This is a genomic window from Methanofollis sp. W23 (assembly GCF_017875325.1).
Classification (GTDB): domain Archaea; phylum Halobacteriota; class Methanomicrobia; order Methanomicrobiales; family Methanofollaceae; genus Methanofollis.
In genome coordinates this window covers 95,701-122,436 of sequence record NZ_JAGGMN010000001.1, presented here as the reverse complement: position 1 = coordinate 122,436, position 26,736 = coordinate 95,701, and the positions used below count along the sequence as shown (strand labels likewise).

At 50.5% G+C, this 26,736-nt stretch carries 23 protein-coding genes; 5 read left to right on the top strand and 18 right to left on the bottom strand.

Features of this window, described 5'->3' with window-relative positions; genetic code table 11:
• Positions 1-90 precede the first annotated feature (90 nt).
• The 6 genes from J2129_RS00505 to J2129_RS00475 all read right to left on the bottom strand — a co-directional run bounded on the left by J2129_RS00505 (position 91) and on the right by J2129_RS00475 (position 6,689).
• Positions 91-1,473, bottom strand: coding sequence for an ATP-binding protein (locus J2129_RS00505; protein ID WP_209628610.1), 1,383 nt, complete (start codon positions 1,471-1,473; stop codon positions 91-93).
• Between the two features lie 360 nt (positions 1,474-1,833).
• Positions 1,834-1,980, bottom strand: a complete 147-nt coding sequence (locus J2129_RS12960; protein WP_348632270.1) for a type II toxin-antitoxin system HicB family antitoxin — start codon at positions 1,978-1,980, stop codon at positions 1,834-1,836.
• A gap of 416 nt (positions 1,981-2,396) precedes the next feature.
• On the bottom strand, positions 2,397-3,458 hold the full coding sequence (gene wecB, locus J2129_RS00490; protein ID WP_209628604.1) for a UDP-N-acetylglucosamine 2-epimerase (non-hydrolyzing): 1,062 nt from the start codon (positions 3,456-3,458) through the stop codon (positions 2,397-2,399).
• A gap of 207 nt (positions 3,459-3,665) precedes the next feature.
• Entirely contained in the window at positions 3,666-3,983 is a 318-nt protein-coding gene (locus tag J2129_RS00485) for a DUF86 domain-containing protein (RefSeq protein ID WP_245320520.1), read from the bottom strand.
• Positions 3,976-4,302: a nucleotidyltransferase family protein gene (locus tag J2129_RS00480; protein ID WP_245320518.1), complete on the bottom strand. Its 327-nt coding sequence runs from the start codon at positions 4,300-4,302 to the stop codon at positions 3,976-3,978. Before J2129_RS00480 ends, J2129_RS00485 begins: the two co-directional genes overlap by 8 nt.
• 941 nt (positions 4,303-5,243) lie before the next feature.
• On the bottom strand, positions 5,244-6,689 hold the full coding sequence (locus tag J2129_RS00475) for a flippase (RefSeq protein ID WP_209628600.1): 1,446 nt from the start codon (positions 6,687-6,689) through the stop codon (positions 5,244-5,246).
• A 523-nt stretch (positions 6,690-7,212) separates the two neighbouring features.
• Between J2129_RS00475 and J2129_RS00470 the strand changes: the two genes are divergently transcribed.
• Together J2129_RS00470 and J2129_RS00465 are read left to right on the top strand one after the other, a co-directional pair.
• On the top strand, positions 7,213-7,758 hold the full coding sequence (locus tag J2129_RS00470) for a class I SAM-dependent methyltransferase (RefSeq protein WP_348632269.1): 546 nt from the start codon (positions 7,213-7,215) through the stop codon (positions 7,756-7,758).
• Between the two features lie 130 nt (positions 7,759-7,888).
• The gene (locus J2129_RS00465; protein ID WP_209628596.1) at positions 7,889-9,133 is read left to right on the top strand and encodes a glycosyltransferase; all 1,245 of its coding nucleotides are present in this window, start codon (positions 7,889-7,891) and stop codon (positions 9,131-9,133) included.
• 101 nt (positions 9,134-9,234) lie between these two features.
• On the opposite strand, the gene J2129_RS00460 is transcribed toward J2129_RS00465, so the two are convergent.
• The 12 genes from J2129_RS00460 to larB form a co-directional block, all read right to left on the bottom strand.
• On the bottom strand, positions 9,235-10,437 hold the full coding sequence (locus J2129_RS00460) for a Coenzyme F420 hydrogenase/dehydrogenase, beta subunit C-terminal domain (RefSeq protein ID WP_209628594.1): 1,203 nt from the start codon (positions 10,435-10,437) through the stop codon (positions 9,235-9,237).
• 4 nt (positions 10,438-10,441) lie between these two features.
• Positions 10,442-11,704 carry a polysaccharide pyruvyl transferase family protein gene (locus tag J2129_RS00455; RefSeq protein ID WP_209628592.1) on the bottom strand — a complete coding sequence of 421 codons (1,263 nt, stop codon included), beginning with the start codon at positions 11,702-11,704 and terminating at the stop codon, positions 10,442-10,444.
• 26 nt (positions 11,705-11,730) lie between these two features.
• Positions 11,731-12,804: a UDP-N-acetylglucosamine 2-epimerase (non-hydrolyzing) gene (gene wecB / locus J2129_RS00450; RefSeq protein ID WP_209628590.1), complete on the bottom strand. Its 1,074-nt coding sequence runs from the start codon at positions 12,802-12,804 to the stop codon at positions 11,731-11,733.
• 2 nt (positions 12,805-12,806) lie between these two features.
• Positions 12,807-14,081 carry a nucleotide sugar dehydrogenase gene (locus tag J2129_RS00445; protein WP_209628587.1) on the bottom strand — a complete coding sequence of 425 codons (1,275 nt, stop codon included), beginning with the start codon at positions 14,079-14,081 and terminating at the stop codon, positions 12,807-12,809.
• A gap of 262 nt (positions 14,082-14,343) precedes the next feature.
• Positions 14,344-15,483 (bottom strand): glycosyltransferase family 4 protein, encoded by a 1,140-nt coding sequence (locus J2129_RS00440; RefSeq protein ID WP_209628585.1) that lies wholly within the window; start codon positions 15,481-15,483, stop codon positions 14,344-14,346.
• Between the two features lie 4 nt (positions 15,484-15,487).
• Complete coding sequence (locus J2129_RS00435; protein ID WP_209628583.1) at positions 15,488-16,255, bottom strand: class I SAM-dependent methyltransferase; 768 nt, start codon at positions 16,253-16,255, stop codon at positions 15,488-15,490.
• Between the two features lie 62 nt (positions 16,256-16,317).
• The gene (locus tag J2129_RS00430) at positions 16,318-17,310 is read right to left on the bottom strand and encodes a GNAT family N-acetyltransferase (protein ID WP_209628581.1); all 993 of its coding nucleotides are present in this window, start codon (positions 17,308-17,310) and stop codon (positions 16,318-16,320) included.
• Positions 17,307-18,725, bottom strand: coding sequence for a hypothetical protein (locus tag J2129_RS00425; protein WP_209628579.1), 1,419 nt, complete (start codon positions 18,723-18,725; stop codon positions 17,307-17,309). The genes J2129_RS00430 and J2129_RS00425 overlap by 4 nt, the downstream gene beginning before the upstream one ends.
• Before the next feature lie 4 nt (positions 18,726-18,729).
• The gene (locus J2129_RS00420; RefSeq protein WP_209628577.1) at positions 18,730-19,821 is read right to left on the bottom strand and encodes a DNA topoisomerase IV subunit A; all 1,092 of its coding nucleotides are present in this window, start codon (positions 19,819-19,821) and stop codon (positions 18,730-18,732) included.
• An 846-nt stretch (positions 19,822-20,667) separates the two neighbouring features.
• The gene (locus J2129_RS00415; protein ID WP_209628575.1) at positions 20,668-21,360 is read right to left on the bottom strand and encodes an FkbM family methyltransferase; all 693 of its coding nucleotides are present in this window, start codon (positions 21,358-21,360) and stop codon (positions 20,668-20,670) included.
• 544 nt (positions 21,361-21,904) lie between these two features.
• On the bottom strand, positions 21,905-22,417 hold the full coding sequence (locus tag J2129_RS00410) for a nicotinamide-nucleotide adenylyltransferase (RefSeq protein WP_209628573.1): 513 nt from the start codon (positions 22,415-22,417) through the stop codon (positions 21,905-21,907).
• Positions 22,414-23,190, bottom strand: coding sequence for a nickel pincer cofactor biosynthesis protein LarB (larB, locus tag J2129_RS00405; RefSeq protein ID WP_209628571.1), 777 nt, complete (start codon positions 23,188-23,190; stop codon positions 22,414-22,416). The genes J2129_RS00410 and larB overlap by 4 nt, the downstream gene beginning before the upstream one ends.
• 90 nt (positions 23,191-23,280) lie before the next feature.
• Between larB and J2129_RS00400 the strand changes: the two genes are divergently transcribed.
• From J2129_RS00400 to J2129_RS00390, 3 genes are read left to right on the top strand one after another with little or no spacing between them, the layout of a single operon-like run.
• Complete coding sequence (locus J2129_RS00400; protein WP_209631204.1) at positions 23,281-23,589, top strand: ABC transporter permease; 309 nt, start codon at positions 23,281-23,283, stop codon at positions 23,587-23,589.
• A 41-nt stretch (positions 23,590-23,630) separates the two neighbouring features.
• The gene (gene hisS / locus J2129_RS00395; RefSeq protein ID WP_209628569.1) at positions 23,631-24,863 is read left to right on the top strand and encodes a histidine--tRNA ligase; all 1,233 of its coding nucleotides are present in this window, start codon (positions 23,631-23,633) and stop codon (positions 24,861-24,863) included.
• Positions 24,850-26,652: a DNA topoisomerase VI subunit B gene (locus J2129_RS00390; RefSeq protein ID WP_209628567.1), complete on the top strand. Its 1,803-nt coding sequence runs from the start codon at positions 24,850-24,852 to the stop codon at positions 26,650-26,652. The genes hisS and J2129_RS00390 overlap by 14 nt, the downstream gene beginning before the upstream one ends.
• The last annotated feature ends 84 nt before the right edge of the window (positions 26,653-26,736 follow it).

Here is a 26,736-nt window from a genome sequence, read left to right as displayed (position 1 = left end):
TCAACTCTCATTGAGGTTTCGCAGTAGATATACCTTAGGCAGTGGTCTCTCATACACTCCACACATGATTCTATCAGGAAGAAACATCCATCACTGCGCAAACTCGAAGTCCGAGAGTTCTCTGATACAATACCCCTCCTCTCTCAGCGTCTCTTTCTCCTGAACCGCCCGACAGACGAGCCCCAACCTCGTCGGGCCCGACAGTCCTTTCACCAGAGGGATCTTCTTTTCGAGGGCGGAGAGGATGCCCCGTGCCTCTGGAAGTGTCAGGTCGCGGTGTTTGATCTCCACCGCAAGGTTCCCCTCCGGCCCCAGGGCCAGGAGGTCGATCTCGTCCCCGCGCCGATTCCACCACGCGCCCATCTGCTCATACTGCGTCTTCAGTTCTACCGCGAGGAGAGCCTTCACCATCTCCTCAAAGGCCCAGCCCGAAAATCCTTTCCATTCCGAGAGGATCCTGGCCTTCAGGAGGTCGTAGCGCCCTCCCTCATACAGGCTCATATTCCGATAGATATAGCGCGCGTAGAACCGGAAGAAGTTGTCTGAAAAGACATATCTCCCCATTTTCGACCGCCGCCCTTTTTCGGTGACAGGAACCCGGTATTCCAGAATCCCGATGAGATCGACAAGGTCACGCAGGTACGGCGGGAGGGAGGTCGGGGCGCGATGGATGACGTCGGCGATCTCCTTCTGGGACTGCTTCCCCTCTGCGATCGCAGCGAGGATCTCGTAATAGGTGGCGTGCTCGCGCCCGAACTCCTCGATCATCACGTCGCTCATCTCCCGCCTGAGCGGGGCGAGGTCGTTGAGGATGAGACAGTCAAGGGCACTGGAAAGATCAGTGCACCCGTACTTCTCCAGGAAGGTGTAGTAGTAGATCGTCCCGCCAAAGAGAAGATAGAGGTCGAGCCGTGCCGCAGGATCCCTGACACCAAGGTCTTCGAGGATGGAAAGACAGTCTCCCGGCCCGAAGGGACGGAGCGTGAGGATGTTGTCGGCCCGCCTGAAAAGGGGGGCGTCGCCGTCCAGGAAGATCTTCCTGATCATCCCGACCGACGACCCCGAGACGATGAGAAAGAGGTTTGATTCCCTACCTTTGAGGTCCCAGAACCGTTGCATCTGGGAGATGAACGAGGGGTAAACCTTCTGGAAACGCTGGAACTCATCGAAGACGACAACGAGGGGTTTTTCATAGGAGAAGAGGAATTCGAGGAAGTCTTCAGGGGTTTCGGGCCTGATGTATCCGGGCAGATCGAGCGTCCTCGCCATCAGACGTCCAAACTCCTCGATCATAACGTCGATGCTCTTGTTCGCATCCACGTAGAAATAAAGGGTTTGTTTTCCTTTGCAGAACTCCTTGATCAGTTCGGTCTTCCCGACCCGCCGTCTGCCGGTGATGACCAGAAATGAGGGCGCGGTGGCATACAGGTGCTCCATCAGCCCGAGTTCCGCCTCCCTGCCGTAGAACCTCATAGTGATTATGAATATTATTATTATGAATATAATCATTATTGTAGAGGATCTCGATCCTCCCGGGGAGATGAGGATCAGTGTAGACCTCGCCCCCTATAATGCCCGTAACTTCATTGCAGCAGGGCGGAAAACTCTTCAAGGCTGATCTTAGCATCTTTCAGAAGTTTCCTGAGCAACCCTTTCCCGAGAACGGCATGCCGCGGGATGGTCAACGGGTTCTTGCTCCGATCGGGATGGATCATGCAGACATGGCTGCCTTTCTGCCACAACCTGATATCCCAGTTTTTCAAAACATCGTATCGCACTGTCCCCTGAGATAACAGGCAATCCGGTCATATCTCTAGCGAGATGACATGATAACTATAGATCCCGGATGGATTTCAGATGCCTGATGGCCTCTTCAGGCTGCTCCTCAAGATAGAGTTCGATGACCTCATGGATGTTCTTCAATGCTTCGTCCAGGGTCTTCCCCTGCGTATAACGCCCAGGAAGGAGGGGACACTCCACCACATAGAAGCCATCTTCATCTTTTTCGACAAGAACCGGGAGATGAATCTGATCGGGTCATTTCACGCTATCCTGATAGTCGGATCTACCCTGCACATCATCAAAAATCGGCCCTGTAGAAACCCTCACCTTTTCTGGGTGCGAGCGCGATTCAACCGCTTTCCCCCATCTTCTCGCCGGGGGCTCTGCCCCCGGACCCCCGGGATGAAGATAGGGCTGGGAAGGCAAAATCAATCGCCATGAAGAGCGTACTGCCGTCCACCGCCTATCTTCGCGCGTGGGGACCGGGAGGCGGCTAGCCCCCCGCAGAGATATTCATCAAGAGGTTTTAATGCCTGAGGCGTGCTCTCGCCCCATGCCCGATTCTACAGAGCCCAAAAATCTATCCTTCTCCTGACTGGAGAGAAAAATGTTATTCAGATCTCCATCTCCCTGATCACCCTCGCGATCACCGCTGCGGCGTCCCCCTTCCCGAAAACATCTGAGCGCTCCTTCTCAGGCACAAACTCACGGGCGGCCCGCACGATCGCCCCGTAATCGCTCCCGACCAGCACGTTCCATCCGTCCTGCACGGTCTCGACCCACTCGGTGCTCTCACGCATGGTGATGCACGGGACGCCGAGGACATAGGCCTCCTTCTGGACGCCTCCCGAGTCGGTGAGGATCTGAGCTGCGCCGGCCTCAAGGGCAAGCATCTCCAGGTAGCCGACCGGCGAGATGATCCTGATGCCTTCGTTCGCCTCCTCCCAGAGCCAGAAACTCTTGAGCATCTTCTCGGTCCTCGGGTGGCAGGGGAGGACGATATTGCCGATCTCGGTCAATGCCCTGACGATCGCAGTGAGTTTTTCAGGATCGTCGGTGTTCTCGGCGCGGTGGACAGTGGCGAGGCGATATTCTCCGGCGGTCAAGCCGAGGTCGTCGAGGAAGGAGGAGCGACGCGCCTGTTCGGCGTGGTCGAGGAGGGCATCGACCATCACGTCGCCGGTGAGGTGGACGCCGCGGGTGATCCCTTCAGAGGCCAGATTCTCCACCGCGGTTCTCGTCGGGGCGAGGAGGAGGTCGGAACAGTGGTCGGTAAGGACGCGGTTGATCTCCTCAGGCATTCGCCGGTCAAAACTCCGCAACCCAGCCTCGACGTGCGCCACCGGCACGTGGAGTTTGGCCGCCGCGAGGGCACCTGCCAGGGTGGAGTTGGTGTCGCCGTACACGAGGACACAATCAGGTTCCTCTTGCAGGATCAGGTCCTCGATGCCTGCGAGCATCGCCCCGGTCTGGTGGCCATGGGTGCCTGAACCGATCCCGAGGTTGTGGTCAGGGCGCGGGATCCCAAGTTCCTCAAAGAATAGGTCTGACATCTCGCGGTCATAGTGCTGGCCAGTGTGGACGAGGACTTCTTCGTGCTCTTTCCGGAGGGCGCGTGAGACCGGGGCGCACTTGATGAACTGGGGGCGGGCGCCGACGACGGTGAGGATCTTCATGCTGAAGATGGTTTGGGCGGGGGGAGGATGAGGGTTGCGATACTGTGGTGCGGTGTAGGGCACAGGAGGGACGGGCTACAAAACAGTAGAGAACATGTGTCGAGCGTTCTGACAGAGGGCACCTTTCATGAAGATCATCTGGGTGACAGTGTGCGGATCGATCACTCACTCAGCGGGGACTCCAGTGCGCAACGCATCTTCTCGATTTCACGTTTCAATCCAGGGAGTTGCCTGGTGACGATAAACCAGACAGACCGTGCCAGGGTCGACACCAAAGTAATGATGGATGACCACATTCCTGAGGCCGACGATTTTTCGCCAGGGGATCTGGGCGTATTGCTCCCTGAGATGAGCAGGAATATTGCTACACGCCTCACTGATCACCTCAAGGTTCCTGATCACGGCATCAAAGGTCTTTCGATCGGCGGGAAATTCCTCTTCAGAGAGGCCGTGAGTATATTCCTCAATGAATCCGATGCCTTCCAGAATGTCGTCGAGGAAGAAGACGACTTCACGTTCAGACATAGACGATATCTCTGGAGACAGATCTGACGAGGTTCCTGCGCTGGCGGATCCCTCCCTTCAGGACAAGGTCGACCTTGAGGCCAAGAAGATGTTCCAGGTCATCCCGCAGATCCACGACATCCCACCCAATAGGAGAGGCAAGATCGACCAGAATATCCACATCACTCCCTTCGACCTGCTCATTCCGAGAATAAGATCCAAAGACACCAATCTCTCTGACGCCATACTCTCTCTGGAGATCAGGCTTTGCCTGCCTGAGGACGTCAAGGATCCACCGTACTTCCCACGTCTCAGGGATAGTTTCGACGGTGCCAACCATGCATCCCATTCTGTTGCTAGAATATTAACCATTCCGGTGGTATCTCACCATGTTCATCATGGTCTCTGGATCTGGTTCAATCATATCCTGACCTTTATGTCATCTCAAAAACTCTCCTCCCCCACCCCCACAGAAGATAAAAAAAGGAGATAGTGACTCTGTAGAATCCCTCACTTCCTCTCGGTGCAAGGATGACTCAATCGCCTTCCCACACAGTCACGCCGGGGGCGCTGCCCCCGGACCCCCGGGATGAAGATTGGGGCGGGAAGGCTGAATAGAAGATCTTGAAATACGGGATGCCGTCCTCGACCTATCGTGTGGCGGGGGTTCGGGGGGTGCAACCCCCCCGTCTGAGAGATTCGATCAAGAGGATTTCTACAAAGCCGAAAAACCTTCATTTCTTCACAACATGAACACACACTCATCGCCTTCTCATCAGATCGCACTGGGGACGTTATCGAAAATCACGGATTTTCTCAAGTTCGCCGTCGCTCACATCCCCCAGACCCCAGGATAGCGATAGGAACGGGAAGGCGAAGACGGAGAGATGATCATGAAGAGGTGGTGCCGTCCATCACCACTCTCCATCCTGAGGGTGACGACCGGAGGTAGTCGAGATAATCTTTGATTTTTGAGTTCAGAGGGGCATTCGACCCCTGATAATCATTCTCCAGGAGCATGAATGGTAGGCGTCAGTCATTCTTGAGATCAATGATTGCCTGAGTAGATCGGGATAGGCTCTTCAACGTGGTCTACCTCGCCTAATCTCCACACAGGAGTCCGGCGGTCCCAATCACTAGCCCCTGAGAAGAGCCCTATGGGCAGGAAAAGTTGAGAGATCTTCTTATGGAGAAGAGTGCCCCGTGCAAGCCGCGGGAAACTACCTGAATATTTCTGGCACCAGCAGCAGATCAACTCTTTTGCACTCTATTCTCCAGCCTTCACAGCCACCGCGGCCAGGGCACCCCGAGTTGCACGACTAGGTCGCGGAGTTCGTCGTGGATACCGCGGTCGGCTTTCAGGAGCACCAGGCCGTAGATAATCCCGCCGAGGGCGACGGCGGCGAGGACGACGAAGACGTTGGCGAGGGGGACGAGCAAACGGTACAGGAGGATTACGAGGGCCATCAGCCCGGCCGCGAGAAGGATGTGGAAGGTGGGGCCGCGCTCGAGGTGCACCGAGATCTGTTTTGCAAGATAGTGGCGGGCGATTGCGGCATTGACGAGCATCGTCACGAGCGTGGCGATCGCCGCCCCCTCGATCCCGAGGGTGGGGATGAGGGCGAGGTCGAGGACGATGTTCACGACCGCCGCCGTCCCGGTGGCATAGAAGGATTCGCGGGGGCGGTCGATGGCATTGAGGGCCATCGTCTGGAGGTACATGAAGACGTTGACCACCTGCACCAGGAGGAGGATCCCGAGCACCGCCGCCCCTTCGGCAAACCCTGCACCATAGAAGAAGTAGAGGAGGCGGTCGCCGAGGATCCAGCCGCCGACTGCGACGGGGACGGCGAGGAGGAGGGAGTAGGTGAAGGCACGGGAGAGGGAATTGGCGATCCAGGTGGGGTGCCGGTCGGCGTGCCAGCGGCTGATCTTTGGATACAGAGTAGTACGGAGCGCTGTGGTGGTGAAGGTGGCGGCCGCGGTGAACTGGAAGGCGATCCGGTAGACCCCGACGTCGGCAGTGGACATGAAGTAGCCAATGAGGACCGTGTCGGCGTACGAGAAGATGGTAGCACCGCTGGAAGCAAGAAAGATCCAGAAGGAGAAAGTGATGAGGTTCCGCAAGTGGTGCCCGGTGAACCGTGCCAGTTTGAGAGAGAGGAACCTGAGGTTGAAGAGACCCCCAGCAAAAAGACCAGCGACGAACCCGCCGGCAAGTCCGGCGGCACCATACCCAAAGAAGACGGCAACAACCTGGAGAACAATTTTTACAAGGTTATTCAGGAAAGCCCCGCTCTGGTTCACGCCAACCTTCCCTTCGCCATAGATACCATTTGCAGTAACTCCCAGGAACACAGCAATGATAAGTGCAAGCATCACCCAGAACACTATCCCTTCACCCTGAAGATCGTCGATGAACGAGCGGAGGGCAAGGAGCGCGGTCACCGAGAGCGCAAGAAGGATCACCCTGAGTACGAGAAAAGCTGTGAAATACTCATTCTGTTCTCTTCCTTCAGAAATCCGCTTTACTGCTGCGCCACCAAAGCCCCCATCTCCGATAAGATTAAAAATACCATAATAAGCAAGAAAAAGGGCATAGACCCCATATGCAGCCTTACCAAGTACGTGAGCAAAATACATCGTGGCAAGGAATCCAAAAAAAGTAAGCCCTACAGCAGAGGCGAGACTGATCAGGCTCTGCCGACGGACTGGATCGATACCCATGATGCGAGAGAAGTAGCGAAATCGAGAAAACACGGTTTGATATATGAGGGAATCCCAATAATAACTTGGCCCTCTAGAAACTCTTTGTACACACTATTTACTGCATTCAGTAAATAGTCCTGCGTTCCTCTCAGTGGATATAGGAGATATCTGAAGGGAGAACACAAACTCTAGAATACTTAGTGTTCCTCAAGATAACCAGAGAACAAATTCCCCCCCTCAAAACAACATATGACATATCATTCTCTTTTTCCCAGACATTTTGATCACCCAAACTTCTGTTCCCCAGTACCCCGTTAAGAGGATTTTTACCGATTCAATCAGATGTGCAACATCTCAAACTCAATAATTTCAAAAAATCAGAAATTAGGATATAAAGCACCAAATTTGGGCAACTCAATTATTGCGTCTGTGTATTTCTATGTATTCAAAATGAAACTTAATTACTGGCACGACAGACTATAGTATGATGCCCGACATGGATGTACATCGGCACACGGAAGATGAGCTACGTCTAAAAACCGTGTCAAAATACTGTTCAGGGAGAATACTCGATTTAGGATGTAACAAAGGCGAATTAAAACAATATCTAGACAAAAACAGAACAAATTATATTGGATTGGATATGAAAGGTGATGGTTGCGACATACAGGGCAACCTCTATAACTTGCCATTTAAAAACCAGAGCTTCGACACCGTTACATTATTTGAAGTATTGGAACATCTTGAAAACCCCTTAGCTGCATTGAAAGAAGCAGCTCGTGTAAGTAGATCAACAATAGTAATCTCAGTCCCAAATCCGTACAGCATTATAGAGTTAGCAACGCTCATAATTCGAAATCGAAATACAAACGCCCCCTACCATGTTAATCTCTTCGGTGAGAATGAAATAAAGCAGTTATCCCGGCGGTCTTCATTAAAAATCGAAAAGATAGAGAGATTCAATATTGTCATACCCACATACAAAAATAAACATCTAATAATCCCAATTAAATCGAGATTTGGTCACTGGAATATATATGTATTGTCACATGATATATCCAACCAGGAACCCCCCATTTGTATTTAACAACCCACACAGGATATAAAGAAAACAAACAATAGATCACCTTTTTTATTCTGAGGGGATCGTTTCTATCTTAAACCAAACAGAAGAGTACATCTAATATAACAATGACACCCAATGTTAGAGGTGGAGCATGGAAAAGTCTATTTTACTGATTGCGTACAAATTCCCCCCTTTTGCTGGCGTAGGGGGTTTCCGATGGGCAAAGCTCAGCAAATATCTGGCAGAACGAGGATATAAAATCCATGTAATAACAGTTAAATGGCGGAACCTGGGTTTGAATACCAATCAGAATGATATAGATTCACCAAATATCATAATTCATCGTATTCCATCATCATATTTCCACAACTACAAATATAAAAAATATCCATCAAATTTATTCGGGGGACTAAAAAAAATAGTCCGATTTGGATTATTAAATTTGCTAAATATAATCTGGTATGAGGATGAAGCACAGTATTGGGGATACAATATGATCCCATACTGTAAAAAGATCATAGAAAAAGAAGGCATAAAAACAGTAATTGCAACAGGCCATCCATTTATGGTAAATTATTGGGCCGCTAAATTGAAATCAGAAATTCCTAAGATCAAACTAATTCAGGATATTCAGGATCCATGGAACGATGACCCGTCGCATAAATATTATCTAGCCACCATTAAAAAAAGATCAGAATCGCACGAGAGATATGCGTTAAATAACTGTGACGTCCTATTTACTGTAACATCAGGCCTTTTAGAGAGATTATCGGATAGAATAGTTAATCCTGTCGAAAAGATCGTCCTCCCAAACGGCTACGATCTAACTGGACTGGAACAGATACCTACAGAAAATAGGGACTTCTCATTTATATATGCAGGAAATCTGTTTGAAGGGCGTGAAGAGCCATTATCATCATTTTTAAACGTAGTGGATGATATAATCGACAATATCCCTGAAATGAACATTGAGATATATGGTTATGTTGATGCATCGATCGAAAAACATTACAATAGACTCTTTGAAAAAGGACATATTACAATTTCAAACCCCATCTCTCCCCAGGAAATTCTAAGACATATCTCCAAATCCTTCGTGTGTTTACAATTTAACGCCAGAAAATATCCATATCTTGTATCGACCAAAATATATGAATACGGAGCTCTAAAACGTCCAACACTAAGCATTAATTATGGAGGAGAAATTGATAAACTCATAAAAGAACACAATCTTGGAATAAGCACAAATGGAGATAATTACCAAGAGATTAAAGATTCAATATTCAAATTATATGATCTTTGGAAATCTAACCCGAGTTATGAAATAGAAACCATCAAACTGGAAGATTTCAGTTATCGTAACTTATCCAAAGAAGTTGAAAAATATCTGCAATAAATAACCTAGAATATCCCTATATCACTCCAAGACCTACAATTATCAGTTTTAAAAAAGATAGCAAGATCTCACAAGGAATGAAAAGGATAACAAACCTCAACCTATTTTAGGAAAAATCTACGCAATCTGGAAGAACTTAATCCCCACAATACGTATTGATTCACCTTGTGTTTCAAATAATCCACAGAGATGTTTCTTTTTAAGTAACCCTCAATGATCCTATCAAATGTTTGACACTTTAGGTCAGAAAAAAAATCAGCACGGTTATCAGGGATAGAAAGTTTGCCACACGACAATCTCTTGTTGGATTGCAGAGCGGCATCTAGGAGATACGCTTTTACTTCGATTTTTCTTTCTTTGCACACCCTGTCAAATACCTTCTTGCCCCATTGATTATTAATAACAACCAATGAAGTACCCCAATGATTATAAACTTCCTTTGGAGATCTCCAAAAATCTCCCAACGTTATATCCCCCTGGCGCGGGATCTTAGAAAATGGACAATCATAACAGGAGGGTCTCAAATATAATGCATTTGAGTAACCAACAAGATAGGGATCAAACTTTCTGCTACAGATGTATTTTTCATGATTTGAGAAACAAATCTCCATAGAAAAATCCATCCAACCGTGTTTTTTGGATCGAAATGATATCGAAGTAATATCTCCACAGAATTTTTTTTTGTGATGATCAAGGTACTTTCTGAACACTGCAGAAGAACCTACGCCCTGACAAATAAGATCACATAATATTATATTCTGCCGCACATCTTTCATTTTATTAATTGCAATTTTTAATGCTGCCACCTGGCATGGGGTTCCACAAAAAAGAACAAATCGACCTTTTTTCGCCAATGTTATTATTTCAGAATACACTTTCCCAGTATAACTCTGGACATATTTAGAACCAAAAAGTTTCTCGAGTTTATCGGGACAATCCACAGATACATGCCTTAGTTGAAAATTATCATCCCACCCAGCACCATACACTACACCTCCAGCCTGTAGTACACTCAATGCAATCTCTCCAAAAATCCCACCAGAGGAACCCTTCATAAGTAACTCAAAATCATTACTTCTCGCAGCGAAGACCTCTGGTTCTACCCAATTAGAATACTCATAATTCAAAACAGGGCAGTAATTTTCACACTTCCCACAATTCTTACACTTAGAACTATCAAAGTAAGGATAATAAAAACCGTAATCATCCAATCTCATTTCAACTGCATCGAACGGGCAGGAAGAAAAACAACCAAAACAACCGACACAAGCATCTTTTGCAAGATGTAACAACTTTGAGGTCACACTATTACCTTATCAATGTATCTTTAACAAGATCAATCTGAAAGATAGCATTTTCCCGGGCCTTCATCACTTCAGATTTTATTTCCCTGATTAACGAAGGGTAGTTATTATCAATATAATCCACCTTGTCTGCAACGACCTTGGCCAATACCCTGTTGCGATATAAACTATCATCTGTCGCCTCAATGATCAGATCATTCCTTTTTAGCCCCTCACCAATAACACCTTTATATTTTGCCGAATATGAAAGGCAAATTGCAGGTTTATTCATCTGAAATGTTGACACAGCAGCATGCATCCTCCCTGTTATTGTGAAATAACCATTCCCAAGGATACATCTTGCCTGACTGGGCATCAATTCATCATAAATAGGGATTATATTGTTAGAATCTATTCGCTGACAGATCTCTCTGATAACTCGTCGATCATCGAGATGCTCGGGCCTAACTACATGAGGTAACAGAACGATATTATAATGGGAAGTTTTCTCAGATGTGTTCAAATATTGGATAATATCACACCACATTTGAATATACTCATCCCAGTTATTATGATAATGTCTCCATAATCCTGAGGGAACAACAGAAATGTACCGATTTTTTTTCAATTCATAGGTAGAGAGTATGCTCTCAAATGACGCTTCACTTTGCTTTGGCAAATCTAGAAATGCAAGATCAGCACTGTCAAAAATATTATTTAATCCCAATATCTGCTGGGAATAAGTATAATTCAAATAATCCCGGGTAGAAATAAGAATTTTTTTTCTATTAAATATCATTCGAACAGCTGGAACTCTCCATGAATGAAATGGACCAATAGTATGCCCTATCAGAAAGATATGATCACAAAACAGAGATGGAACATATATATTCATTACAAGTCTCTTTATTAATCCAAGATAACTTGTTGCATAATATTCAGATAGAGTATCCCCACCCAAGACAACAATGTTATTTATAGCATTTTTTTTCAGAGAACGGAAAAATCGACAATATGCCACCAAATAAGAAAAAGGCCGTTTAATTGTCAGGTTAATACATTCAAATTCATTTAATTGTTTTATTTCGCTGTTTATACCTGTTTCATATCGCAAGCGAAGAAGATCCTCTTCAGTCATCGCATCGGTAAAATAATGTATGTTAGGCACTTTTTTTTTTAGGTAGTACATAAAATTAATACCCATCATCATAGTGCCATAATTAAAAGTATCAGATACCCCTGTAATTGCAACATGCAATGGCATCGGATTTTCTGGATCAATCGTCATAGTATAATTCTCATATTATGTGCATCTCAACACTTCGTTAAAATCTCAACAATTTGCTTTCCAGAATCCCCGCTCCCAAAGGGATTTTGATTGGAGATTTTTTTGACGAACATACTTTTAACACATGAGATAATAGTCCCTGGCTCCCGACCTGCAAGAATATTCTTTTCAGCGTCAATAGTTTCAGGACGTTCTGTAGTATCCCGTAAAGTTACACAAGGAATATTCAAGATACAGGTTTCTTCCTGAACACCACCAGAATCAGTCAGTACTAATCGTGCATTACCCTCCAGTACTAAAAAATCCAGATATCCAACTGGTTTAATACAGGTAATTCCATTCAAAGAAGAACTTAAGTTGAACGTCTGTATCATCTTTTCAGTTCTGGGATGTACAGGGAATAGTATTGGTTCCGCATAGATTTTAGAGAGATTACTCAATGAAGATAATATATTGCTCAATATATCCTTATCATCAACATTTTCTGCTCTGTGTAAAGTAACTAAAAAATAATCCCCTTTTTTCAGACCGAGATCCTGAAGGATAGTGGATTTATCATTTGCAATATTAAGATTTTGATAAGTTGCATCAACAATTGTATTCCCAACAACAGAAACTCCAGAGATTATTCCCTCATGTATGAGATTCTCCTTCGAGATATTTGTTGGTGCGAAAAGATAATCCGCAATGTGATCTGTCAGAATACGATTTATTTCTTCAGGCATATTTCTATCGAATGAACGTAATCCCGCCTCTACATGAGCAACAGGGATATGCAATTTGGATGCGGCAAGTGCCCCTGCAAGGACACTATTTGTATCCCCTTGAACCAAAACAATTCCTGGTTTCTCTTTCATCAGGACAGTTTCAATTTTAGACAGCATTTTCCCGGTCTGATCACCGGGAGTACCTGATCCGATCTCAAGATTGAAGTTCGGTTCAGGCAGATTCAGATCTTCAAAAAAAATCCTGTCCATATCATATGAGTAATGCTGGTTAGTATGAATAATGTTGAATTCAATATTTTTTTCTTGGCAGTACCTTATTATCGGAGACATTTTTATGATTTCTGGACGTGTACCTACGACTATTGACAGCATTGTTATTTCCCCAGGACTTTTACAACAAACCCAGCGTTTTCCCACCTTTTATGATCAAGACAATTTCGTGTGTCATAGATATTTTTTGTCTTCATAATATCTCCAATTTCTTCAACAGGAAGTGAATTAAATTCATTGTGATCAGTAATGACTACAATACAATCACTATTCTTAACTGCATCCTTAAGAGGAAGGAGGTTAAAACGTCGATCTTTTACATGGGGATCATAAACATTCACCGTATAACCCTCTTTTTCCGCTAACAAAATAAACTTTAATGCCGGTGTTTCTCTTGTATCATCAATATTCCCCTTATATGCCACACCAAATACGGTAATTATAATATCTCTTGGATTTAAATTTTTAATAATTTCTTTTATGGTGCGCAATACATATTTTGGCATACCATCATTAATATCCCGTGAAAGGGATATTATTCGGCTTTTTGTCGAATCTTCGGTTAAAAACCAGGGGTCGACTGCAATACAATGACCTCCTACACCTGGCCCAGGTTTTAGAATACTGACACGAGGATGCTTATTGGCAAGTTCAATCGCTTCCCATACATTTATTCCAACTTCATCAGCAATCTGAGCGAACTCATTTGCAAGTGCAATATTGATATCCCGATATGTATTCTCCATAAGCTTGACTATCTCAGCGATTTTTACAGACGTCGTGAAGATATCTCCCTTCACAAAACTTTGATATATTTTTTTCGTTAACAGAGCAGATTTTTCATCAATCCCTCCAACAACCCGATCGTTATGAACCATTTCATAGTAGGTATTTCCTGGAATCGCCCTTTCAGGGCAATGAGCAAGATAAAAGTCTTGCTGAACCTTCAATCCACCTTTTCCTCCATTGCACATATTTTCCAGAATAGGCACCACACAATTTTCACAGGTACCTGGAGGTATAGTTGATTCAATAACGATTAGGTCCGATTTTTTAATAAATGGCGCAATACTCCGACAGGCTTCAATAACATAATGCAGATCCGCCATTCGATTTCCCTTATCAAACGGTGTAGGAACTGCAATTAAGAAAATATCAGACTCTTCAGGTATTTTTGATGCTCTGAAAGTGTTTGCATCCAGAGCCTCATCAAGAAGACACTGAAAGCCTGCCTCTTCAAATGGCATTGTTCCACGATTTATAGACTCGACTTTATTGGCGTCGACATCTATTCCAACGACATCATATCCATTTGTAGCAAACAGTAGCGACGTTGGGAGGCCTATATAACCTAAACCAACAACACATATCTTTTTCATGGTATCTCTGCATTTAATGAATTCAGTAACCTGTACATTCTGTTAACAAGCCTTCGATTCTAAGTTTGCGTAAATATATGTAATGTATTAATATGCTATATAATAACCTATACTAACGCCAATATGAATACAGGGCGGTTCTGTAGAAGGTCTCTTGTCCAGGTAGGAGGAAGAAAGAATCAAAATGATTCCTCACACCATCAAGAAAGAAGTTGGGATCTATAAATTACTGCCATGATTGAAAAAATCCACGGAACCTCATTTAATGTACAGCAATTTTTTTATATAGACCCAACAGTTTTTTCTCCATATTAATCCAGTTATATTTTGTTTTAATAGCATCTCGACCATTTTTCCCAAATTGCCGTGCAACATCTGGATTTTCAAACAGATAATCAATCGCATCTGCGATCATATGGTCATCCATGGGGTCAACGAGAATTCCACAATTTGAATCCTCAACTATACGAGATATATTTGGATTGTTACTTGCAACAACCGGGATTCCCGCGGCCATGTAGTCAAATAACTTATTCGGGATCCCCATAATGTTATTATAACTCACAGGTTGGAAAAGAATCACCCCCACACCTGAATTGACCAAATATTTAGGAACATCCGCATAGTTCACCCAATCATGGACATCAAAGTTGGATTCAAGACCATTCCTCATCACAAATTGGTTTGCCCATTCTAAATCAGATCCCGGGATCACTCCAACGATCTTAAAAATAATATCAGGATATTTTTTAGAGAGCGATTTCAGTGCATATAAATATTTATCAAGCCCTCTTTTTCGGATATCTACCCCCCCTTCATATATCACAGACCTAGGACTATAGAGAGCCGGAGACCGTTCAATTTCAAGAAATAATCTAGAATCCGGATAAACAAATATTGTTTCAACATCTCTATTAGACACAGTAGAAAATCTCTTTTTTAGATCGTCTCTAACAATAATAATCGCATCTGCACATCGTGCCATCAATGTTTCCCCTATATCAGCGATACGATGAATAAATGGACGTATTATAGGGGGGAATAACAGATCTCCTGCAATTATTGAAGGATAATATTCATGTACATCATAAATAATTTTTTTTCTCCGGATGAATTTCAGCATTGTAGCAACGAGAAGTGAACTTGGTTCATGGCAGTGATAAACATCACAGTCCTGTTTCAGACCTGCAATAAATACTCGCCACAGCGTAAGAGGATGAAGTAATTTATCTTTTGGTTTTTTAACGGTTATGACCCTGACACCATCAATTCTCGTATTGATAACTTCATCAGACGGTGCGATAAGTACGACATCATACACTTTCGCAAGACTTTTCGCTTCTTTATGAAATATACGGTCATCAAACGGAGCATGAACCGTTGTAAGCATACATACCTTCATATGATCACTTCCTGACAACTATGAACTTCATCCAGCAGTCAACTCCGAGATTTTTAAAAAAGAAATTATTTTTGAATGGGATCTCAAAACGGTACAAAAATCTCCTGCATGATTCGGGAAAGAAAAATACCTGAAACAAACCGGATGAACTAGAATCCACAAACTGAGCACCAAGATCGCCCATAATATTCTTATAATACCAATAGGGCCGATAATACTCAGGAATTACATCATATTTCAGTAAACGAGCAATAGTTTTTGAGAAACATAAGGTCAATCCATAGAGCGAAAACTTATTTTTTACATGAATAATTATTACTGAATTTTCTTTTGATACCCTGATAAGATCCATCAATGCTGCTTCACTTACCTCATCACAGAGATACTGAAGGACACTATAACATATAGTTTTATCAAAACAATCGTTCTTGAACCCCAAGCAATTGATAGTACCAACAACCACTTCGGAATTCTCTAAATTTTCAGAATCTATTCTCTTTTTTGCTCTCTTTAGCATTTCATATGAGATATCTACACCAATAATCCTCTTAAATTGTGGTCCAAACCTTCTAATATTTATTCCAGTTCCACAACCAGCGTCAAGAAGACATTCGCCGTGTCCAAGGTCACAGAAATCGTATATAGGATCATTAAGTGAATCAGATCTCCCATTTTTCAAGGCGGAACCACGATCGAGTTCGTAATCTGATATCTGGTGTCTTGCCTTACTATCCCAATGATTTTGCCAGAATCTACTAAATTTTACCATCATACCCTCCAGAAAGTATGATATAGATATTTATGGTCATAGAACCCTAAGATTCCAAGCAAACATCATCTATAGAGATCTCGTTTAACATTTTTACGCCACCATACATATGCACCCCTCCCTGCATCTGCAAGTGATGAGTGTGATTTATAGAGATATGAATAACTGACCAGATCACCACCAAAGCTACTCTTAAACTTTGCAATACTAGGGATATTTGCTCCAAGCATATCATATATCCTGAACCCATTCTGTACAGCCCATTGGATGATATGCCACTGGATCAGATTGTTCGGTGCATACCGATAATAGTCTGGATATGAAGCACCTTGCCAATAATAGATCTTGTCAGCAAAGCACAGAAAAATTGCTCCTCCAATACGTTCTCCATCACGCTCTGCGAAAATCATTTTGAACTGCTCATTCTGGGAAAAAGCATCATAAACCGCTCTGGTATAGTCAACCGAAATCGGAGATTCGGTATCCCATTTTTGAAAGGTAACTTCTATCATTTCCCAGAAGTCTTCAAGATCCCTTTGAGAATTACCTTCAACAATCGTGACATCTGATTTTTTTGCCTTTCGAATTGCATTCCGACATTTTTTGTTAAGATTTTTCCAGATTATATCAATTGACTGATCAAGATTCAAGATATACGTATAACGCTCCTGAAAATCGAGATTTTCCAAGACATTGTCGTCATAAACATATCCGGGTGAGAATGTAATATCATAATAATCTGCACATTCCGAATAGATATCAAAAGCTCGGATTACATCACTTAATTTATTATTCCCAACAACCGGACCCGCATAGGGGGTAGCCGCCTCATGCAATGGGGACACAAGAATATTAAAGATACCTTTCCTTTGCAAAAACGCAGGAAATACCCCGATCAGATCCCCATTCTCAAAAATGCCCAGGGGTATCTTTTGTACCTTATACTGTTGCTCAAGAACATCCATCCACTCAAATGTATGGAAGACTGTTCCATACGGCGATGCCCTAACAACTCGATTCCATTCATCCCCATCGTCGAGCATCTCAAATTTGATCATAATAAACCAATCCTGATATCTTTCTGTTCATATTTCAGATCTACAGAAGTATCTCCCCTCCGATGGGTTCCAGAGATCGATCGCAGAGAACCAGGTTTTACATGCAGACGAAAAGAAAAAGATGGCATGTCAGCACTTGCCTCTATGCCCATAATAGAGGTTGATATAACATCTTCATTCCAATGATAATCGGGAAAACTCTCTCTCCTCTGATCAAACCATCGCGCGACATCCTCAACCGGCGCCACCCACGCCCCATCCGCGATCGCCTTCTCCACCAGCACCCGATAAAACTCCCCCCATCTCTTCGGTGCCGCCATGCTCACCTGATGCCAGAGAACAGTGACGACCCCCCCATACTGTTTCGCATACGCCAGCATCTCTTCGCACCGGCGCATCCCTTCCTCCTCGGAGAGGCGGAGGCACGCCCCACGGCCCCCGTCATCAGACGAGTTCCAGGTCTTTCCCCCAAACAGACCGCCGTCCTGGATGATCAACGGCACCTCCAGCAAGCGCTCACACCCGCGCGGCCGGTAGGGCTGCATCGTCCCCGCCCTGAAGCCCACATCGTCGTTGTACCCAAAGGTCGAGTCATAGGCATAGCTGGCCTCGTCAAGTTTCTTCCAGGAGTCGGCATCAAAGAGCAACCAGTGGACGCGCGTCCCCACCTCCGCACAGGAGAGGGCTGAAACCTTCTGCAACTCTTCCCGCGCCGCACTGGCGTCATGCCAGTTGTCAAGCCCGTGCACCCCGACCTCCCAGCCGCCGTCGGTCAACGTCTTGATCAACGCAGGGTCGAGGTCGTAATACCCCGCCCGGATCGCGGGCGCACCCTCCCCCGCCTTCTCCTTCTCGGGCAGGAAGAACCAGGTCGAGCGCACGCCGAGGTCTTCCTCTAGGCGCATCCACTCCTCAAAGCAGTTCCAGGGGTCTTTTCCGACCCCGCATTTCGCACCGAGGATCCTGGCGGCGTCCTGCACCATGCCCTTCCGCAGGCACTGGTACACCGCATACCCCACCGAGATCCAGCGTCGCTCACGCACCGAGGTGATGTCCACGTCATGGGTCAGGGCGACGATGTACGAGTAACCCCATGGCACCGGCGGGATCTCCACGAGGAGGGTATGTTCCTTCAAGATCTGGCGCAGTTCATCGATGAGGATCTCGACCGCCGGTTCGTGGCAGTGAGGGAGACCCTCGTTCAAGATCCGTGCGATCTCAGCAAAATAGTCTTTCTCTGAGAGGTCGACGAGATAGGCCCCGCCCGTCTCGACCTCCCCTCTGCGGGCGATGACCACGTCATAGGTGTGTGAGGGATTGTACCATTCCCAGGGGATCTTGAAGAGCTGGAAGGTCTCCTCGACCGCGTAGGAATCGTCATACTTCACCCCGATCAGCGCCCGCTGCTCGGCCACGGCCCTACAGCACCCCCATCTCTGACAACCGCGCCGGCAAATACTCCCTCGTCACAAAATCCAGCCCCTGCGCCGCAAACGCCTGCTGTTCCGCCTTCAGCCCCATCTCCAGTTGCAGCCCGATCTGCTCCCGCCAGTAGTCGGTCGCGAAGCGCGGATCGGTCAGCTCCGCCTTCAGCGCATTCACGTCCTGGTCGGAGAGGTGATCCGCGGGCAGGTCATAGTCCCGGATATCCGAAGGCTGCACCCCGACAAACTGCGCCTGCGGCGTGGCGAGCAATTCAGACATATGCGCCGCCTTGATCGAGCCGTAGGCCACCGAGGCATAGATCCGGTACGACCAGGGGTCGCCGTCGGTGAAGACGATCACCGGGAGTGTGAACTCCTCGTGGAGGCGCTTGAGAAGTCGGCGGGTGGAACGCGCCGGCTGGCCCTTCAGGTGGACGAGGGCGGCGCCGTACTTCTCGTCGAACCCGTTCTCAATGAGACGTGCATACATACCGCCGGTCTCCAGGGCGATGACGAAGTTGGCGTCATGGTCCACGAACTCCAGGGCGTCGACATTGTTCGGGATCTGATACCCGGTCTCCCCCACGTCGTCCTGACAGTGGATCTCGCGCATCCCCCGTCTGGTCTCCTCGCGCACCCGGATCGGCCCGAAGAGCGAGGCGCCGTCCTCCTCAGGGCGGAGATGGTAGACCTCGCGCTGGATGTCGGTGAGGATCTCCAGGTCCTCGACAAGCCTGTTGGACTCGTCCTGCGCCGAGAACTTCGCCTGCTTCCAGCCCTCAGAGATGTAGTACATCTCCCTCAAGGTCGAAGAACGGTTCTCGGCAAGTTGCTGCTTCAGGAACCCGACCACATATGCCATCTTCAGGAGATGGACCGCACCCTTCGCCGTCTGCGCCGACCGCACACTCTCGCGGTTCCCGTACTTCCAGACCCCGCTCTCCTCATCGTACTCGATATTCTGCTTGGTCCTGGTCGGGAGGGCGATCGAGGGGATCTGTCCCTCGCTGAGTTGCCCATACCACCGCTCCGCGATCGCATAGAGCCGTTCTGCAGCTCTCTGTTCTGTCTCCACCTGCCCTCTCATCGCCAACGTCACCGGCCTCTTATACCCCCATTGTTTGCGTCCAGGTACGGATTAATCCATTCATTGATTCTGTAGAGTCGGGCATGATGGGCCCAAGCATACCTGGAGCATATCCCAAAACTCTCTATGGTTGAAGATCTCCTCGAACTGAAGTGCTTCCCTCCAGAAATTCTCAACGCTCTCCTCAACCGGGGGCTTGCCGCCCCCCGGACCCCCCGCTGATGAAGATTGGCAGAGAATTGCGTTCCGTCTTCATGATCATCGCTCTACCTTCCTGTCCCCATCGCCATCCCGGGGGTCCGGGGGCAGAGTCCCCGGCCAAAGAGGTGGGAAGGCGATGAATGCATGGGTGAGCGATGAAAAAGTTGGGATCTCTTCATTGTCATCCATCGCGCTTCATCGGTGAGGAGAAGGGCTGGAGAGTTTTGGGATGACCTCCTGATGAATATTGCTCTGAACAGCGCTACAGAGTGCTACGCGGATCCCTATTCTCACAACAGGACATCTAGAAAATGCGGTTTCATCGCCGCCCCCACCTATCTTCGTCGTGGGGGGTCCGGGGGGCACTCGCCCCCCGGTGCGAGACGACGGTGAATTACGATAAGGGCGACCCCCTGATCACCTGCCATCCACCCTCTCCATTGTTCCTATTCTCACGCCTTCCCATGCGCTCGCGCCGGGGGCGCTGCCCCCGGAACCCCCAGGATGGCGATGGGGCGGGGAAGGCAGAGATGGGGACGTTTCAAAGATTTGTGACGCCCTCTGCCTATCAAGTCCACACAGGGTGGAGACGTGGTCAGCTCTGGATTCACACTTCTGAAGAAATTTTTAACAGAGCCAGGATTTCTACAGTTCCCATTCATCCATCAGTCGAGCATGGAGGAGGGCATGGCCATCGACCTCCTCCCACTCAACGACATAGTGCGACCTGATGAAGCCAAGCAACACCTCCGGGTCAGCCCCATTCAGATTCTTCGGATGGTAGGCAAGTTCGATCCGGCGGATCCCGTCGAGTTCCTCGGGCCTGACAGACCACTCCCCCCCTTCGCAGTGGCACTTGAGGACATCGCACCCACCGCAGACCTCCTTGAGGTGCCCTAGCGTCATCGTCTTGACCCGCCGTACCTCCTCCCCCCAGGCGATCTCCTGCTCGGTCCCGTCGCCGAGGCCCGCCTCGATCACCGTGACCTCCACTCCATTGAGGGCGATGTTCTGGCGCAACTCGTCGGCGGTCATCGGCTCGACGGCATAGACATGCGCTGAGTACCTGGAGGCCGGGATGCAGAAGCCCCCCACATTTGCCCCGAGATCGATGACGATATCGTCCTTCCTGATCCCGGAGAGGCGGTACCTCACTGCCGCATCGCTCACCGACCCGACCTCATGCGAGAGCAGATAGCGCGTGCCGTCATGGGTCGAGACCGTCCTGAAAACCCGGCGGTCCAGCGGGACGCGGTGCTCGTCCCTGAACCGTCGGTTCACCCATGCCTGGAGATCCCTGGTCTGGAGCAGGTCCTTGAGCAGGAAGACGATGTTCATTGGTTTGTGGAGAGGAGAGACGGAATATAAAAATATGGATCTGGAGACGGGAGGATCAGAACATCATGTTAAATGGGGTGTGTAGAATCGGGCATGAACCCCAGGCTCAAGCATACGGGATGATAATTTCCTGTCACGTGGTCTCTCTTTTTTAAGACTGAAGAGCAGGTGAGGATCGTGTTCACTCGCCGCCCCCGCCTCTCTTCGTCGTGGGGGGGTCCGGGGGGCACTCGCCCCCCGGTGCGAGATTCCAGGGAAGATGCTGCGATTGGGGGGCGGCATGTCTGGTCATCATGTCTTCCCATATCCTTGCGCCGGGGGCGCCGCCCCCGGACCACCGGGATGGCGATGGGGGCAAGAAGGCAGAGGGGAGGATCATGAAGCGGATGGGGTCACTCCCTACGCTCTCTTCACGCGAGGAGAGAGATCTTGTTCTATCGCATCATGGTGGCGACCTTTCGTTCTTGACTCACCATCAGACTCTCGTCCTACGATGAAGCCTGAGAGCAAAGATCCAAAAAAAAGTAGTGAAGTCCCCTGTCGCTCAGATCACGTCAGAGGAGGCAATCTGCTTCATCCGCTCCACCCCGCGGATCCTGTCGATCTCCTCCGCAACCCGCCCGGGCACAAGGCTCTGCCAGTCCTCGTCTTCGATCATCCGATGGCGGATCTCTGTACCTGAGAGGGTCTTGCGCATCACCATCGGCATCGTGCGCACCTTCATCCCCATCTCTGAGAAGAGGCGGATGACCAGGGGGTTGTTCGAGTAGACCACGTCGAAGTACGGGGTCATCGAGTAGACGTGCGAGACCCAGAGGGCGTTCCTGCGCAGGTCCTCGATCGGGATGGCATAGAAGGGGATCCCGATCTCTTTCATGGCCGCCGAGATCATCATCACCCGCTCGCCCGCAGTGAACGGGTTCTCGATCTCGTGGGAGAACTGGGCGCTCCCAACCCCGATCACGAGTTCGTCCACCTCAGAGGCGATCTGCTCGATCACCGTGTGGTGGCCGATATGGTAGGGCTGGAACCGCCCGATGTAAAACCCGCGGGTCATGCATGCCTCGTCAGGGCCGCGATCTGTGCGGCATGTGCTCCGGCCACAAACCCGGCATCGATGTTCACCACGGTCAGCACCGAGCAGGACTGGAGCATGCTGGCAAGTGCCGCCTCGCCGGCGCCCATATACCCGTATCCAGTCGAGACCGGGACGCCGATCACCGGTTTGTCCACGAGCCCCGCGACGACCGCGGGCAGGGTCCCCTCCCGTCCGGCGGCCACCACATAGACATGCGCCCCGGCCAGGTCCTGGAGGGCCGGGAAGAGGCGGTGGACCCCGGCGGCGCCGACGTCGTAGGCGGTCTTCACGGTGCACCCCATCTCCTCGGCGACGACCCGCGCCTCCTCGGCGACCCTGATGTCGGCCGTCCCTGCGGTGAGCACGGCGACGACCCCCGTGTGCTTTTCAGGCGCACCGCCCTTGGAGAGCACAAGGGTCCGCGCCCGTTCTTCATGACGGAAGGAGAACCCGGCCTTCACTGCGGCCTCCTCCACCGCCGTAGCCTGCGCGGCGCTCACCCGCGTCGCCAGACACCGCCCGGCCGCCCCGGTGTGGCGGAGCATGATCTCGACGAGGTCCTGGGTGTCCTTCCCCTCGGCAAGGACCACCTCAGGGATCCCGCACCGCACCTCGCGTCCGAGATCAATCCGTGCAAGTTCCCCGACCTTTGCGATTCTGAGCCCTGATATTCTCTCTATGGTATCGTCGAGGGAGAGTTCCCCGGCGGCATAGGCGTCGAGCACCTCCCTCAGGTCTCGGTCTGACGACATATTCCCCTCATACATTAGATGGCATCGCTCCTGTATATCATGCTCCCCCTGGCGACAGGCATAAACCGATGCGCAGACCACCTCTCGGCAATGACCTATCTCCTCTATGTGGCCGGTTTCGGGACGGCGGTCACCTTCTTCCTCTGGCTGCGGGACGCCAGGATCTTCTGGCGCACCGCCCTCCCTGGCTACCGGCAGGCGGCGTACAGGGGCGTCCTGTACTCGGCCCTTTCGCTCTTTGGATTTTTGATGGCGTACACCTCTGAGGATCTTGAGTTCCTTGCCCTGGGTGCGGTCCTGCTTGCCCTGTACCTCCAGGGGCGCATGGAGCGGGAAAAGGTCTGGAAGGGCAGCGAGAGCGCCGTGGATCGGTTCCTGGGCAGCGCCGGACGCAGGTAAGATAAGGTCCTGGCCGAAATACTTAGAGAGGAGACGTAGTGATGCTTCAGAAACCACGTGGAACCAGGGACTTTCTGCCCGACGAGATGGCGCGTCGGCGAGCCGCGGAAGTGACAATGCGCGAGGCCGTCGCCAGGTGGGGGTATGGCGAGGTCTGTACCCCGATCTTCGAGCATGTGGAACTCTTCACCATGCGCTCGGGCGAGAACATCAAGAAAGAGATGTACACCTTCGAGGACAAGGGCGGGCGGCAGATGACCCTCCGCCCTGAGGTGACCGCCTCGGTGGCGCGGATGTATGTCAATGAAGGGCGCTCTCTCCCCAAGCCCCTCAGGTGGTTCTATGTGGCAGACTGTTTCAGGTATGAACGCCCGCAGAAGGGGCGGTACCGCCAGTTCTGGCAGTTCGGCGTGGAGCTGATCGGGGCCGACTCGGCGGCGGCCGATGCCGAGGTGGTGATGGTGGCAGACGACATCCTCAGGTCGGTCGGGCTGGAGTACGACCTCAAGGTCGGGTTCCTTGCCCCGATGAAGCATCTCCTCGCAGGGATCGAGCCAGGGCTCCAGCGGCAGGTGATGGGGCTCCTGGACAAGCGCGACTTTGAAGGGCTCTCAGCCTGTCTCCAGACCTGTGGCCAGGACGAACTCGAGGACGCCCTCACCGGCCTGGTCTCCTGCCAGACCCCAGAGGAGGCCTTCGAGATCTGCGGCGACATCCCGGAGAAAGCACGGATCGAGGAGATCTTCTCCATCCTCGACGACTCAGAGACCGAGTACACTCTCAACTTCGGGATCGTCAGGGGCCTGGACTATTATACCGGGATGGTCTTCGAGGGTTTTGCTCCCAACCTCGGCGCCGAGAGCCAGGTCGTCGGTGGCGGCAACTACCGTCTGGCCAAACTTTTTGGTGGGGACGATGCGGCCAGCTGCGGGTTTGCCATCGGGTTCGACCGCGTGATGGTCGCCCTCGGCGAGACCCCGATATCCAGACCGCCCCTGGTCGCCGTCCTCTCGCAGCCCGGGTTTCAGGCGGCGGCCTTCAGGACCGCCCGCGCCCTCCGTGCGGCCGGAGTCACCGCCGAACTGAACCTGCTTGAGCGCGGGATCGGGGGGCAGCTCTCCCATGCCGCAAAGACCGCCGACTTCGCCTGTATCATCGGCCAGCGCGAGGCCGAAGCAGGGACCGTCACCCTCAAGGACCTGCACACCGGGGATCAGCGGGAGATGGACCTCTCTGAGGTTGTTGCCGGGGTGAAGGCCGGTGGGGATCGCTGAAAACCTGGCAAAAGAGCAGCGCAGCATCTCGGTCGCTGAGTTCTTCGAGAAGAACAAGCACCTGCTGGGCTTCGACTCCCCGACCCGCGGGATCATCACCACCATCAAGGAGGCGGTGGACAATGCCCTGGACGCCTGCGAGGAGGCCGAGGTCCTCCCTGACATCTATGTGAGCATCAGGAAGAGCGGACAGGGGGCGTACCGGGTGGCGGTCGAGGACAATGGGCCGGGCATCGTCCCGGAAAATGTCCCGAACGTCTTTGGCAAACTCCTGTACGGCTCGCGCTTCCACCAGATCAGGCAGAGCCGCGGACAGCAGGGGATCGGGATCTCGGCGGCGGTGCTGTATGCCCAGCTCACCACCGGGACGCCGGCGGTGGTGACCTCGCGGACCTCGGCAAAGGTCCAGGCCCACCGCTTCGCCCTGATGATCAGGACCGAGACGAACGAACCCCAGGTGCTCAGCCACGAGGAGGTCGTCTGGGACCGGACCCATGGGACGAGGATCGAACTCGAGTTCGCCTCGACCCTCGCAGCCAGGAAGCGCCTCCTCGAATATCTCAAATATACCTCGGTCGTCAACCCGCACGCACGGGTCAGGGTGGAGATCGACGGCGAGGCCGAGACTTTTGAACGGGTCTCGGCCGAACCGATCAGGCCGCCAGAGTCGATCAAGCCCCACCCGCACGGCACCGAACTCGGCACCCTCAAGCGGATGGCGTCGGCCGCACCAGAGCAGTCGCTCCTCGAGTTCCTGGTCGACTCCTTCTCCAGGGTGGGACAAAAGACGGCGCTTACAATCGCGGAGACGGCCGGGCTCGCGCCCGAGATCTCGGTAGGCGCCCTTGGCGCCGCACATCTGAAGGCGCTCCATGCCGGGATGCAGGAGGTCCATGTCCCGCCGCCGCCGACAAGTGTCTGTCTCTCTCCCATCGGCGAGGAACTCATGGCAAGAGGGCTTGAGAAGGAGTTCCAACTCGACTTTGTCAGGGCCCGCACCAGGCCGGCCGCGGTCTTCTCAGGCCATCCATTCGTGGTCGAGGCGGCGATCGGGTATGGGGGCAGACTCGACCCCGAGGGTTCGGCGCAGTTGATGCGGTTTGCAAACCGCGTCCCTCTCATCTACCAGCAGGGGGCGTGCGCGATCACCGGGGCGGTGGCCGGGGTGAACTGGAAGAACTACAACCTCTCCCAGTCTGGCCTCCCGACCGGTCCGGTGCTCATCCTCGTGCACGTGGCCTCCACCAATGTCCCCTTCACTTCGGAGAGCAAGGACGCCGTCGCCTCTATCCCTGAGATCGAGCGCGAGGTCACCCTGGTCCTCCAGGAACTGGGACGGGAACTGAAGGCCTGGCTTGCCCGCCGGGAGAAGAACAAGCAGCGCCAGGACCGGGCGCGGGCGGTCTGCGCGGTGATGCCCGCGATCGCCGAGAAGGTCGCGGAGGTCGTGGACAAACCGGTCCCTGACATCTCGGCCCTGGAGGGGCGGATCATGCGCAAGGTCGTCGCGAGAAAACAGGTCCATGACGGCCGCGTCGTCGTCGAGGTGAGGAACCACACCGACCAGGCGGTCGACCTCACGGTCTACGACCTCTCCCCTGACGCCGGCGAGGACGCCGCCCCGGCGCCCTCGTTTTCGAGCGGGACCGACGGGGAGTACACCCGCGTCTGGTCCTTTTCCCTGCCTGCAGGCGAGCGCTGGCGGGCAACATATGCCGGGACAGGCGGCGGGTTCATCGACCTCAAGGGCGTGGATGATAAGAAAAGAGTGGTCCTGCCATTTGTGTAGGGTTACGCTCTTTTTTTGAAGAGAAGGATATCCCAAAACACTCTTGGGGTGAAGATCCCCTCAAACCGAAACATTCCTTTCCAG